Source organism: Mammaliicoccus sp. F-M27, assembly GCF_022387115.1.
In the GTDB taxonomy this organism is placed as follows: domain Bacteria; phylum Bacillota; class Bacilli; order Staphylococcales; family Staphylococcaceae; genus Mammaliicoccus; species Mammaliicoccus vitulinus.
In genome coordinates this window covers 83,949-97,109 of record NZ_JAJNIE010000001.1, presented here as the reverse complement: position 1 = coordinate 97,109, position 13,161 = coordinate 83,949, and the positions used below count along the sequence as shown (strand labels likewise).

Annotated in this window: 14 protein-coding genes; 4 read left to right on the top strand and 10 right to left on the bottom strand. The window is 32.4% G+C overall.

Features of this window, described 5'->3' with window-relative positions; all coding sequences use genetic code 11:
• Nucleotides 1-64 precede the first annotated feature (64 nt).
• From LQ598_RS00645 to LQ598_RS00635, 3 genes are all read right to left on the bottom strand, one after another.
• On the bottom strand, nucleotides 65-376 hold the full coding sequence (locus LQ598_RS00645; RefSeq protein WP_016911977.1) for a rhodanese-like domain-containing protein: 312 nt from the start codon (nucleotides 374-376) through the stop codon (nucleotides 65-67).
• Nucleotides 377-397: 21 nt separating this feature from the next.
• Nucleotides 398-2,782, bottom strand: a complete 2,385-nt coding sequence (gene leuS, locus LQ598_RS00640; RefSeq protein WP_107556997.1) for a leucine--tRNA ligase — start codon at nucleotides 2,780-2,782, stop codon at nucleotides 398-400.
• 288 nt (nucleotides 2,783-3,070) lie between these two features.
• Entirely contained in the window at nucleotides 3,071-4,249 is a 1,179-nt protein-coding gene (locus LQ598_RS00635) for an MDR family MFS transporter (RefSeq protein ID WP_107556998.1), read from the bottom strand.
• A 120-nt stretch (nucleotides 4,250-4,369) separates the two neighbouring features.
• On the opposite strand from LQ598_RS00635, the gene mnmL reads away from it, so the two are divergent.
• Both mnmL and mnmM read left to right on the top strand, forming a co-directional pair.
• A complete protein-coding gene (gene mnmL, locus LQ598_RS00630) occupies nucleotides 4,370-5,329 on the top strand; it encodes a tRNA modification radical SAM protein MnmL/YtqA (protein WP_107556999.1) in 960 nt (319 codons plus the stop codon).
• Nucleotides 5,326-5,883, top strand: a complete 558-nt coding sequence (mnmM, locus tag LQ598_RS00625) for a tRNA 5-(aminomethyl)-2-thiouridylate-methyltransferase MnmM (RefSeq protein WP_016911973.1) — start codon at nucleotides 5,326-5,328, stop codon at nucleotides 5,881-5,883. Before mnmL ends, mnmM begins: the two co-directional genes overlap by 4 nt.
• Nucleotides 5,884-5,937: 54 nt before the next feature.
• Here mnmM and LQ598_RS00620 read toward each other — a convergent pair whose 3' ends face one another.
• On the bottom strand, nucleotides 5,938-6,345 hold the full coding sequence (locus LQ598_RS00620; protein ID WP_016911972.1) for a transcriptional regulator, SarA/Rot family: 408 nt from the start codon (nucleotides 6,343-6,345) through the stop codon (nucleotides 5,938-5,940).
• A gap of 81 nt (nucleotides 6,346-6,426) precedes the next feature.
• Complete coding sequence (locus LQ598_RS00615) at nucleotides 6,427-7,242, bottom strand: alpha/beta fold hydrolase (protein ID WP_016911971.1); 816 nt, start codon at nucleotides 7,240-7,242, stop codon at nucleotides 6,427-6,429.
• Nucleotides 7,243-7,326: 84 nt separating this feature from the next.
• Between LQ598_RS00615 and LQ598_RS00610 the strand changes: the two genes are divergently transcribed.
• A complete protein-coding gene (locus LQ598_RS00610) occupies nucleotides 7,327-7,833 on the top strand; it encodes a gamma carbonic anhydrase (RefSeq protein ID WP_016911970.1) in 507 nt (168 codons plus the stop codon).
• A gap of 58 nt (nucleotides 7,834-7,891) precedes the next feature.
• Here LQ598_RS00610 and LQ598_RS00605 read toward each other — a convergent pair whose 3' ends face one another.
• On the bottom strand, nucleotides 7,892-8,227 hold the full coding sequence (locus LQ598_RS00605) for a hypothetical protein (RefSeq protein WP_103322726.1): 336 nt from the start codon (nucleotides 8,225-8,227) through the stop codon (nucleotides 7,892-7,894).
• Nucleotides 8,228-8,698: 471 nt separating this feature from the next.
• Here LQ598_RS00605 and LQ598_RS00600 point away from each other — a divergent pair, with 471 nt between their 5' ends.
• Nucleotides 8,699-9,703, top strand: a complete 1,005-nt coding sequence (locus tag LQ598_RS00600) for a proline dehydrogenase family protein (RefSeq protein WP_107559112.1) — start codon at nucleotides 8,699-8,701, stop codon at nucleotides 9,701-9,703.
• Between the two features lie 40 nt (nucleotides 9,704-9,743).
• On the opposite strand, the gene ribH is transcribed toward LQ598_RS00600, so the two are convergent.
• The 4 genes from ribH to ribD are packed head-to-tail and all read right to left on the bottom strand — an operon-like array spanning nucleotide 9,744 to nucleotide 13,102.
• A complete protein-coding gene (gene ribH / locus LQ598_RS00595; RefSeq protein WP_107559113.1) occupies nucleotides 9,744-10,214 on the bottom strand; it encodes a 6,7-dimethyl-8-ribityllumazine synthase in 471 nt (156 codons plus the stop codon).
• A 20-nt stretch (nucleotides 10,215-10,234) separates the two neighbouring features.
• The gene (gene ribB, locus LQ598_RS00590) at nucleotides 10,235-11,410 is read right to left on the bottom strand and encodes a 3,4-dihydroxy-2-butanone-4-phosphate synthase (protein WP_275068113.1); all 1,176 of its coding nucleotides are present in this window, start codon (nucleotides 11,408-11,410) and stop codon (nucleotides 10,235-10,237) included.
• A gap of 8 nt (nucleotides 11,411-11,418) precedes the next feature.
• Complete coding sequence (locus LQ598_RS00585; protein WP_103323317.1) at nucleotides 11,419-12,051, bottom strand: riboflavin synthase; 633 nt, start codon at nucleotides 12,049-12,051, stop codon at nucleotides 11,419-11,421.
• Between the two features lie 4 nt (nucleotides 12,052-12,055).
• Nucleotides 12,056-13,102 (bottom strand): bifunctional diaminohydroxyphosphoribosylaminopyrimidine deaminase/5-amino-6-(5-phosphoribosylamino)uracil reductase RibD, encoded by a 1,047-nt coding sequence (ribD, locus tag LQ598_RS00580; RefSeq protein ID WP_107559114.1) that lies wholly within the window; start codon nucleotides 13,100-13,102, stop codon nucleotides 12,056-12,058.
• Nucleotides 13,103-13,161 lie beyond the last annotated feature (59 nt).

Here is a 13,161-nt window from a genome sequence, read left to right as displayed (position 1 = left end):
AAATCAGAAATATAAAATCACCCAATCCGAAAATGATTCCAACGGATTGGGTGATTTATTTTATTTAAACTCTTTTATTTTCTAAACCGTCATCGCCCCACTCATTCATGCCGCCTTCTATATTAACAGCATCAATATCATGGTCGTTTAAATAATCGACAACATTAGCGCTTCTAACACCACCTGCACATACAACGTAGTATGTTTCGTTCTTATCAAAATGGTTTAATTCATTTGGTATTTCGCCCATCGGTATATGTTTCGCACCTGGAATCATACCTAATGCTACTTCATGATCTTCTCGTACATCAACAATGTTTATTGGATTATTAGATGTTATTTTGCTCGCTAATTCTGTTACTGTAATTTCTTTCATAGCTAGAACACTCCTAATTGATTAATTTGCAACGATGTTAACTAATTTTTGAGGTACGGCAATCACTTTACGTATTGTCCTACCTTCAATAGCTTCTTTTATTTTATCATTGTCTAAAGCTACTGCTTCCATTTCATCTTTAGTTAAATCTTTAGAAATTTTTACTTTATCTTTCAATTTACCGTTAACTTGAATAACTATTTCTACTTCGTTATCTACTAATAGCGCTTCGTCAAATACTGGCCATTCTTCATATGTTACTGTGTCAGCGTGACCTAATTTTTGCCATAATTCTTCAGAAATATGTGGCGCAATTGGTGATAACATTTTCAAGAATCCTTCAACATATGATTTGTTTATATGATCTTGTTTGTAACAGTCATTTATAAATACCATCATTTGACTGATTGCTGTATTAAAGTTCAATGTATCAAAGTCTTCTGTAACTTTTTTAACAGTTTGGTTATAAACTTTATCTAACTCTGGTGTCGCTTCTTCTACGACCTTACTTGTAATGTTCCCGTCTTCAGAAACAAGTAAACGCCAAATTCGGTCTAAGAAACGACGTGAACCATCTAATCCATTTTCACTCCAAGCAATTGCTGCATCAAGTGGTCCCATAAACATTTCGTATAAACGTAATGTATCTGCACCATGTGAACGAACAATATCATCTGGATTTACAACATTGCCTTTAGATTTACTCATTTTTTCATTACCTTCACCAAGAATCATTCCTTGATTGTATAATTTTTGGAATGGTTCTTTTGTTGGTACAACGCCGATATCGTAAAGCACTTTATGCCAGAATCTTGAGTATAATAAATGAAGAACTGCATGTTCAACTCCACCGATATATAAATCTACTGGCAGCCAATGTTTTAGTTTTTCTGGATCTGCTAATTGTTCATCGTTATGTGGATCAATATATCTTAAATAATACCAACAACTACCTGCCCACTGTGGCATCGTATTTGTTTCTCTGCGACCTTTCATTCCTGTTTTAGGGTCGACTACATTAATAAACTCATCAATATTAGCAAGTGGTGACTCTCCAGTACCTGATGGTTTTACTTGATCTGTTTCTGGAAGTAACAGTGGTAATTCTTCTTCTGGAACAGTTGTCATCGTACCATCTTCCCAATGTATTACAGGAATTGGTTCTCCCCAATAACGCTGTCTACTAAATAACCAATCTCTTAATTTATAACTTACTTTTTTCTGACCGATACCTTTTTCTTCTAACAATTCAATTGCTTTTGGCACCGCTTCTTCTTTAGTTAAGCCATTAAGCACGTCTGAATCAATCATTTTACCGTCTTCATTATAAACAGTTATGATGTCTAAATTGAATTTCTCAGCGAACTCAGCATCCCTCTCATCGTGAGCAGGAACAGCCATTACAGCACCTGTACCATAACTAATTAATACATAATCTGCAATCCAAATAGGCATTTTCTTGCCAGTGAATGGATTAGTAGTAAATGCACCTGTAAACACACCACTTTTATCTTTTGCTAAATCTGTTCTTTCTAAATCAGATTTACGAGATGCAGAAAGTTTATATGCTTCTACTATTTCTTTTTCATCTTCACTTGTAATTTGATCTACTAAAGGATGCTCTGGAGAAAGAACGGCAAATGTAGCGCCATATATTGTATCAGGTCTTGTAGTAAATACATCAAATGAAAGATCAGTATCATCAATATTAAATGTTAATTCTGCACCTTCTGATCTACCAATCCAATTTCTTTGCATATCTTTAATAGATTCTGGCCAATCAACATCTTCTAAGTCTTCTAATAGACGATCAGCGTATTCTGTAATTTTTAATACCCACTGTCTCATAGGTTTACGCACGACTGGATGTCCACCACGTTCAGAAACACCGTCAACAATTTCTTCATTAGATAGTACAGTTCCTAATGCTGGGCACCAGTTAACTGCTACTTCATCTACATAAGCTAATCCTTTATTATATAATTGAATGAATATCCATTGTGTCCATTTATAATATTCTGGATCTGTAGTGTTTACTTCACGGTCCCAATCATAAGAGAAACCTAATTCTTGAATTTGGCGTTTAAATGTAGCTATATTTTTAGCTGTAAACTCTTTAGGATCATTTCCTGTATCTATAGCATATTGTTCTGCTGGCAAACCGAATGCGTCCCAGCCCATAGGGTGAAGTACGTTATAGCCTTGCATTCTTTTATATCTTGAAACAATGTCAGTAGCTGTATAACCCTCTGGATGACCTACGTGTAAGCCAGATCCAGATGGATAAGGAAACATATCTAATGCATAGAATTTTTTCTGTCCAACATTATCGTCAGCTTTAAATGTTTTATTTTCTTCCCAAAATCCTTGCCATTTTTTTTCAATTTTTTGATGATTATAATTCATTTATTTGTTCCTCCTATAAAATAAAAAAAGCCATCCCAACCATAATAACAGTAGGGACGACTTTAATGATTATGCCGCGGTACCACCCAGAATTCACTAAAAAGTGCACTTCATTTATATGGTTTAAGATTGCTTTTAAGAAATAATTAATTGTTCATAAGTTCACTTAATGGATATCATCAGTTCTCAGCACCACTGACTCTCTTAAGATTCACATTAAAGCGACTACGCCTTATATACATCCTAATATTATGCAATTTCTATATATTTTGCAAGTTTTATTTAACTTTATGACAAATCTTGTTTCGAAATTCCTCTATCATAAATGTATAAGAAATAATATCCAATTAGAATAAGTAATATCATACTATAGAACATCGCTTTCATATCGAATACATCGACAAGTACACCACCGACAACTGGACCAAACGCTTTACCTATTGTTGAAAAAGCATTGACGATTCCTTGATAAGCGCCCATTCTTCCTTTCGGTGCTAATTGATTTGCGATAGCTGGTACTGCCGGCCATACAAACATTTCACCCAAAGTTAAAATTACCATTCCTACTACAAACATCGTAAATTGTTCTGCAATACTTGTAACTAAGTAACTGACAATAAAAATCGTAAGTCCTATAAACATTTGTAATTTCAATTTTTCTTTAAGTCTGTTTATGATTGGTGCAATTAAAGGTTGACCAGCTAAAATAAGCACACCATTAATCGTCCATAATAAACTGTATTGTTTTAAAGAGATACCTACAGATTGAGTATATGTAGCGATAGTCGTTTGCCATTGAACATAACCGATCCAACATAAACTAAACATCGTACATAATAATATAAGTGCAGTGAATTTCCTTTTGTCTCTTACATGAACGGCACTTGTTATGCCTTCATCATTTTTTACATGGATGTCTAAATCAATATTGTAATATTTAAGCGCTATGATGATAAAGACAACATATAATAATAAATTAGCCATAAAAATATAACTAAAGCTGAAATCAGCAACAAACCCTCCAGCTGCTGCACCGATGGATACACCTAAATTTTGAGCTAAATAAATTGCATTAAATGTTGCACGACCTCCATTAGGCCAACTTGCAGCTGCCATCGCATAAATAGCTGGCACAATAACACCGCCGCCGAACCCTAATATGACTAACCAAAATGGATACCATGGCCAATCATTTAAGAAGTTCAAACCAACTAAGCTCAAAATATTTAATATAGAGGCGAAAATAATAGATCGAAACCCTCCAATTTTATCAAATAAAGTTCCACCTAATAAATTTCCAATAACACTACCGAATGCGTTAATCATCAAAACGACACCAGCAGTACTTAAACTCTTCCCTAATTCTTCATTCATATATATAGTATTAAGCGGCCACAAAAAACTCGATCCCGTAATATTGATAGCCATACCTATAATTAACATTTTAACGATTTTAGGCATTTTCAAGGGTTTCAACCCTCCTCTCAGATTTTGTCAATTCGAATAGTCTAAACCTTTTTCTGCAAAAGTTCAATATAATATGTTAAAATGCTTTAGATAAGTTTGTAGAACAGGATGTGAAATAAAATGACAGAACAATTCCGTTTTGCGTTTGATAACAAAAGATATCATACATGGAATTATCATTTAAGAAATAGATTTGGTGAAAAAATATTTAAAATTGCTATAGATGGTGGATTTGATTGTCCTAACCGTGATGGCACAGTTGCACACGGCGGATGTACTTTCTGTTCAGCAGCCGGCAGTGGTGATTTTGCAGGTAATAGAGCAGAACCAATACATGTGCAATTCAAACAAATAAAAGATAAAATGCATGAAAAATGGTCTGAAGGAAAATATATCGCTTATTTCCAAGCTTTCACGAATACACATGCACCAGTAGAAGTTTTAAGAGAGAAATATGAAGCAGCTTTAGCCGAAGAAAATGTAGTTGGTTTGTCAATTGCTACAAGACCCGATTGTTTACCAGATGATGTAGTAGAATATTTAGCTGAATTAAATGAAAGAACTTATTTATGGGTTGAATTAGGTTTACAAACTGTACATCAAGAAACATCCGATTTGATTAACCGTGCACACGATATGGAATGTTACTACGAAGGTATAGCTAAACTTAGAAAACATAATATCAATATTTGTACACATATCATCAACGGTTTACCAGGTGAAGATTACGATATGATGATGGAAACAGCTAAAGAAGTTGCTCAAATGGATGTTCAAGGAATTAAAATTCATTTACTCCATTTATTAAAAGGAACGCCTATGGTTAAACAGTATGAAAAAGGTATGCTTGAATTTATGACGCAAGATAACTATACACAATTAGTCTGCGATCAACTCGAAATATTACCTGAAGAAATGATTATTCATCGTATAACTGGAGATGGACCAATCGACTTGATGGTTGGACCTATGTGGAGTGTTAATAAATGGGAAGTATTAAATGCTATTGATAATGAACTAAAAGAACGTGGCACAATGCAAGGGTCTAAATTTATAAAGGCAGAACAAATTAAATCATGATCGTTGATGGTATTCTTCCATACGCGAGAAAACTAATAGCTTCTCATATTACTACTAAAAGCATTGTTGTAGATGCCACATGTGGTAATGGTAACGACACTTTATTCCTTGCAAACCAAGTTACAGATGGTGAAGTCTATGCATTCGATATACAAGAAAATGCTATAAATAATGCTAAAGAAAAAACAAAGACTTTTAATCACATTCATTATTATCAAACAGGACATGAAAACGCTGCTTCTATTATAAGTAAAGATCATAATTATATAGATGCAACAATTTTCAATTTAGGATACTTGCCTAAAGGCGATAAAAAAATTACAACTAATCCATCAACTACTATTAAAGCGATAGAATCACTCTTTGAAATTACTCAAAAAAATGGCATTATTGTGTTGGTAGTATATCCTGGACATCCCGAAGGTCAAGTAGAGTCTAATGAAGTAATGGAATTTGTAAAATCAATCGATCAACAAACAGCCCATGTACTGCATTATCAATTCATTAATCAAAAGAATAACCCACCTTATATTATTGCTATCGAAAAAAGATAAAATATAAAAATATCTCTTCACTAGGTAATAACCTAATGAAGAGATATTTTCTTTTTATACGTTACAATTATTCACAATTGATTCAAATTGTTTTTCAAAATGACCTTTTCTCTTCTTAATTTCTTCACATGCGAAGTCAATAATCGCTTCTTTTTTCTCAGCAAATTCTTCATTTACTTCAACAATTACAGTTCTTTCATCATTTTCAGGACGGACTTTTTTAATCCAACCCTTTTTAACTAAATTATTATATAGTCTTGTTCGCTTATATGTCTTGATATCGATATAGCTATCTAATTCTTTAAGACTCATCGATCCATTATTCCACAACATGATTAATGTTAGAAATTCTTCTTTTTCAATTCCAAACTTTTCTTCAATTTCGTAAAATATATTATTAATATTTTTCTGAATATCATCTAATAGAATTAAGTCACTCACATTGTTTACTTTTTCAGTCATAAACTCGCCTCCAACGTTCTCTATATCTACAATATACCCGTATTAGAGTCGTTTAAGCTCAATCACAATATTTTATAACCATTACGCTTCATCATCTATTAATAAACCAACATAATGTATACGATTATTCATAAATGAAATGATATATTTCATGACATTATCACGCTCTGGTTCGTTATGTACTTCATGATTCAAGCCATGCCATGCTTTAAAATAAAGTTCATTCGTATTGATTGTTTTTCCAATTGTTCTTATAGATTCTGTATCTACTATTTTATCATCAGTACCTAACATAAGTAATGTAGGTATTGGAGAGATATGATGAATGTTTTCCATCGTACTCTTCATCGTTTCTAGAATCGTCTTATACCAATGATAGCTTACTTTATTTAACATTAAAGCATCTTTATTTGTATCATCAATTACTTCTTTATTACGTGTTAAACTTTCTACTTTAATTCCTGTATCAAACTTTGCATCTTTAGCAACTGTTCCGAAACTTGAAGCTAAAAAGTTTCTTCTTGTAGATATATTTTGTTGGAAAGCAACTAGTGGAGATATTAATAGTACACCTTCAACTTTAATGTCTACTTTTTCTAACAAGTTAAGTAAAATCAGTCCTCCTAAACCTACACCAAGTGTAAATACAGGCAAATGATATTCTTCAGCAATTGCTAGCCATTCCAAAACTTGTTCATGATATTCTTCAAAATTATCAACATGTCCTCTATGTACACGTGAAGTTTGGCCTTGTCCCCTTAGGTCTCCCATTATTACATGGTAGCCTTCTCTTCGTAGCTTAGTAATGACATATGCATATCTTCCTGTATGTTCAAGCATATTATGTACAATTACAACAATACCTTTAGCTTCTTTCTCAGTTTCCCATTTCCACATAATATTTTACTCCTTTTACTTATATCGCTACATTTTTGTTAAACTTAGTATAACAAATTTTTTCAAAAGAATGGAGAATCTTACATGATTAAATCTTTCAAAGGCAAAAGCCCTATTATAGACCCTAGTTGTTACATAGCTGAAAATGCTACATTAATTGGTGATATAAATATTGGCGAAAATAGTTCAGTATGGTTTAATGCTGTGATTAGAGGAGATGTTGCGCCAACGATTATCGGTAAAGGTGTCAATGTCCAAGATTTATGTTGTTTTCATCAAAGTCCTGATCAACCTCTCATATTAGAAGATTACGTAACTATTGGACATAAAGTTACTTTACATTCTAGCATTATCCGTAAACATGCACTAATAGGTATGGATTCCACAATTCTAGACGGAGCTGAAATTGGAGAATATGCATTTATCGGCGCTGGTTCACTAGTACCTCCTGGTAAAAAAATTCCGCCACACACTTTAGCTTTTGGTCGTCCCGCTAAAGTAGTTAGATCATTAACTGAGGAAGATTATAACGAATTAAAAAGAATCAATGATTCATATATAGAAAAAGCAAAACTCTATAAAGAAGATTGATATTACAAAATTAAAAACGCGCCCTTTAAATCTTTCACTTTAAAGGGTGCGTTTTAATTTAAGCTATTTTAAATTTGCTATGCATAATTGGTAATTTCACGATAATATATGCAATGATGATCTCATAAAACATAGAGAAAAATTTCTCAAAGAAGAATACAATATTTTGTGTAAAAATTGTTCCAAATCCTTGCCCACTAAATTGATAATTAACGAGTAAGAAATTATCAATGATATTTAATGCAATGATTGTAACAAATACTGTCCATGACCTTTTTGTAATCATAGCAATCAAAATTGCAAGAATGCCGATTACAATAGGTTCAAAAATAAATAATTGTACGAAGCTGTCTAACGGTTTCCCGAACATATAAAATGCCATATCCCTAAACATTATAATAACTCCTTTATAGTCATTTCTAATAATACAATTATATCATGATAAAACCCTTATAATTATTAAGAAACTTTAAAGATTTATCACTTTTCTTAACATTAAATTAATATTAATACATATTGAAACTTTACATTGAATTAGCAATCACTTCATATAATGATGTTATATTGAAACTGTAATCAACGACACTATTTAAAGGAGCATGATCAAATGCATTTCTTTAAAAAACTACTTATATCAATGTTAATACTTACACTTCTTCCCCATGCAATGAGTATCGCTGCCGAACCAATTTCACCTACATATGAACAGGTAAATAAGTAAACTCCTTTTAAAGGGGTTATTTTTTGTGTTAGAATTCATTAAATGAATATTTTTACATTATATTCAAAATGTAAACGCTTAACTAATTCATTGTTTCCGTGATAAAATATAAGAAATTACATATATCATTAAGGAGGACTTGCTATGCCTGTCGTAAAAGATATTTTTATTGCATTATCTAACAATAAATTCATGAATGAATCAGCTAAGAGAATGGGTCCTGCACTCGGTGCAAACAAGGTAGTAGCGGGAGTTGATATTGATTCAACAATCGAGACAGTTGAAAAATTAAATATGAAGGGAATATCATGTACGTTAGATAATTTAGGAGAATTCGTTACATCTCGTCAAGAAGCATTAGAAGCACAACAAAACATCGTCGAAATTATGCGAAGAAATTATAATGCAAATATTGATGCGCATGTTTCAATCAAACTAACGCAATTAGGCCTCAATATTGATAGAGAATTTGCCTATCAAAATACAAGAGAAATTTTATTAAAAGCACATGAATACGGGAATACATTCGTTAACATAGATGCTGAAAAATTCGAAGATTTAGTAGGTATTACTGAAATAATTGATAGACTTAAAGGCGAATTTAAAAATGTCGGTACTGTTATCCAAGCTTATTTATACGATTCAATGAATATCATGGGAAAATATTCAGACGTCAGATTACGTTTAGTAAAAGGTGCATATAAAGAAGCCTCACATATTGCATACCAAACTAAAGAAGAAATCGACCAAAATTACATTAAATTAATTGAAAGACGACTGCTAACTGCTAAAGCTTTTACATCCATTGCAACACATGATCATAATATCATTAATCATGTTAAACAATTTGTAAAAGATAATAATATAGATAGAAATTCCTTTGAATTTCAAATGTTATTTGGATTCAGAACAGATTATGCGTATCAAATAGCTAGTGAAGGTTATAACTTCTGTATGTATGTTCCATTCGGGCAAGATTGGTTCGGATATTTCATGAGACGTTTAGCAGAAAGACCACAAAATATTAACTTAATGCTATTAGATATCTTTAATAAGAAAAACAAAGGCAAAATTACATTTGGAGCAACACTACTAGCTGGTGTTTCTATTTTAATCGTAGGTGGCATCTCATTGTTAAAGAAAAAATAATGCATAAAAGCGACAAACATATGTTTGTCGCTTTTATAATTTATACTTGGCTTTCAATATTTTTAAGCAAGTTAGCCATTTCAATTGCAGCTAATGCAGCATCTCCGCCTTTATTACCTGCTTTAGTACCCGCTCTTTCAATAGCTTGTTCGATTGTTTCAGTAGTAACAACGCCAAAGATAACCGGCACTTCTGTTTCATCGTTTACTTTAGATATGCCTTTAGCCACTTCATTACATACGTAATCATAATGTGTTGTAGCACCACGAATAACACAGCCTAATGTAACAACAGCATCATATTTACCTGACTTAGCTAATTTTTTAGCAACTAATGGAATTTCAAATGCACCTGGAACGTATGCAACATGAATGTTATCTTCTTCTACATTGTGTCGTACTAATGTATCTTTAGCACCATCTAATAAGCGTCCTGTAATAAATTCGTTAAATCTACTCACTACTATTGCTACTTTTAATTCTGATCCGTTCATTTTACCTTCAAAGTTCATTTTAATTTGCCCCATTCTTTTTATAATAAGTGACCCATTTGGTCTTTTTTTGTATTCATATAAGATTCATTTGTTTCATTTGGTTTCATAACGACCGGCACCCTATTTGTAATGCTAATACCGAGCTCTTCAATTTGATTAAATTTATCAGGATTATTGCTGATAAGTTGTATTTCTTCTATATTAAAGTATTTCAATATTTGACTAGCTTCAGTATAATCTCTTAAATCCGCTTCAAACCCTAAAGCTTTATTAGCAGATATCGTATCGTAACCTTGTTCAATTAATTCATACGCTTTAAGCTTGTTAATCAATCCTATACCGCGACCTTCTTGAGGTAGATATAAAATCATACCACCGTGTTCTTGTATATATTTCATAGAATATTCTAATTGTTCACCACAATCACATCTCGCACTATGGAAAATATCTCCTGTTACACATTCAGAATGTATGCGAACATTCATACCATTTTCTATTTTGCCAGCACTTATTGCTAAATATTCCTTTTGATCTAATTCAGATGTAAATCCATACATATCAAATTCACCGAAAGCTGTTGGTAATTGAACTTTTGATTCAAATTTTATAATTTGATCATTTCTTTTTCTGAATTGTACGAGTGCTTCTATCGTAATCATTTTTAATTGATGTTTAAGTTTAAATTGATATAAATCTTCTCTTTTAGCCATTGTGCCATCATCATTCATAATTTCACAAATAGCGCCAGCAGGTTTGGCACCTGATAATTTTGCTAAATCAACACATGCTTCAGTATGCCCTACTCTTTCAAGCACACCATTATCTTGAGCGATTAATGGAAAAACATGTCCAGGTTTCACAAATGCACTTGGTGACGTTTCTTCAATAAGACCTTTTATAGTGTCGGTTCTTTCAAAAGCACTTATACCTGTTGTAGAAGACACATGGTCAACACTTACAGTAAATGCTGTCTTAAACTTATCTCCTGTTTCAGTCATTAAGTTTAAATTTAATTGTTCAGCTATGCCTCGGCTGACAGGCGCACATATTAATCCTCTAGCACGAGTAGCCATAAAATTAATTGTATCTGCTGTTAAATATTCAGATATTGCTATAAGGTCACCTTCATTTTCTCTATCTTCATCATCTACTACAATGATTGGTTTACCGTGTTTTAATTCTTCTATAGCATCTTCAACATTATCAAACATTATAAAGCCTCCTAAAATCCTAGATTTAATAATTTCTCTTGTGATAAATTCGAGTTATTTTGATGCGTTATTTTTTGGACATATTTAAACAATAAATCTGTTTCGATATGGACTTCATCACCTTGTTTTTTATGAACAAAAACGGTACGCTCTCTTGTCTCAGGTATTAAATGAATTTCAAATTTGTGCTGATACAATTTAAATATCGTTAAACTAACGCCATCAACTGTTATAGAACCTTTATCAATCATTTGTCCTAACAATTGTGCGTCAGTAGCTATTTCAATTATCCATTCATCTTTTCTTTTAGAGATATGTTTTATGACACCTTTACCATCTACATGACCACTTACAAAATGACCACCAAATCTACCATTAGCTAACATCGCTCTTTCAAGATTTACTTTGTCATTTGTTTTTAAGTGCTCTAAATATGTGACAGAGATTGTACCTGTAATAACTTCTACTTTAAATATTGATGCTTGTCTTTCAGTAACTGTTAAGCAAACGCCGTTTATTGCTACTGAATCACCAAGAGATAAATCATCAGTTATTTCAGGAGCTTCAATTATTAAAGTCTTAACACCACTTTGTGTCGTTGCGTTTTTTATTACACCAACTGTTTCGATTATTCCTGTGAACATCTTGTCACTTCTTTCTTAAAATTATTTTAAGATCTCCACCAATGATTTCTGTTGATATAATTTTAAATAACTTGCTATTGGATAATGGGTAAACATCATCTGTTCGATAATATTGATATTTCCCTTGACCACCAATCATTTTCGGGGCTTGATAAATAATCAATTGGTCTACTAAATCTTGTTCGATAAATTCACTTACAAGTTTTGGCCCTGCTTCTACCATAACTTGTGTATATCCAGCATCATATAAATGTTTCAGAACATTTTTTAGATTCGATAAATCTTTATGAACGACTTCGATGTTTTGGTTTTCTTTCACTTCAAAATTGGAACCTTCTGTTATCACAACTACAGGATTATCGTGATCTTTAAAGATATCCAGGTTGTCATCAAATTCTGATTGACGTGTTAAGACGAAACGTTTTGGTTCTTTTAATCCTTTACTTCTAGTAGTTAATAAAGGATTATCTATTCGAACCGTCATACCACCAGTCATGATAGCATCATGTTGACTTCTTAGTTTCAAAACATCTTGTTTCACTTCTTTAGAAGTAATCCATTTACTTTCGTTGTTATCAGTTGCCACTTTCCCATCTAAACTTGTAGAAACTTTTACTGTTATATAGGGTAATTTCGTTTCTTGCTGATGAAAAAAGTCGTTATATAAAGCTTGTGCTCTTTCCGTTGGTTCGTAAGTCACTTCAATACCAGCTTCTTGTAACATATCGTGTCCACTGTATTTAAGGGAACCATCTTTTACTGCATATACTACTGAAGTAATGCCACTATCTATAATTGCTTTAGAACAAGGCGGTGTTAAGCCATAATGCGAACAAGGTTCTAACGATACATATATTGTTGCATCAGTTGCTTCAGCACCTGCCATTTTTAAAGCTTGTATTTCTGCGTGAGCTTCACCCTTTTTTAAATGTGCACCGAATCCAATAATTCTATTATTTTTAACGATTACAGCACCTACTGAAGGGTTCGTTGCGGTCTGACCTTGCAAACGTTCTGCTAAGTCTATAGCAAAATCTAAATATTGATTCATTTAACTTCCTCCTAAAATTAAAAAAAACCACCAAAAAATTAATTTTTCGGTGGTTGGGA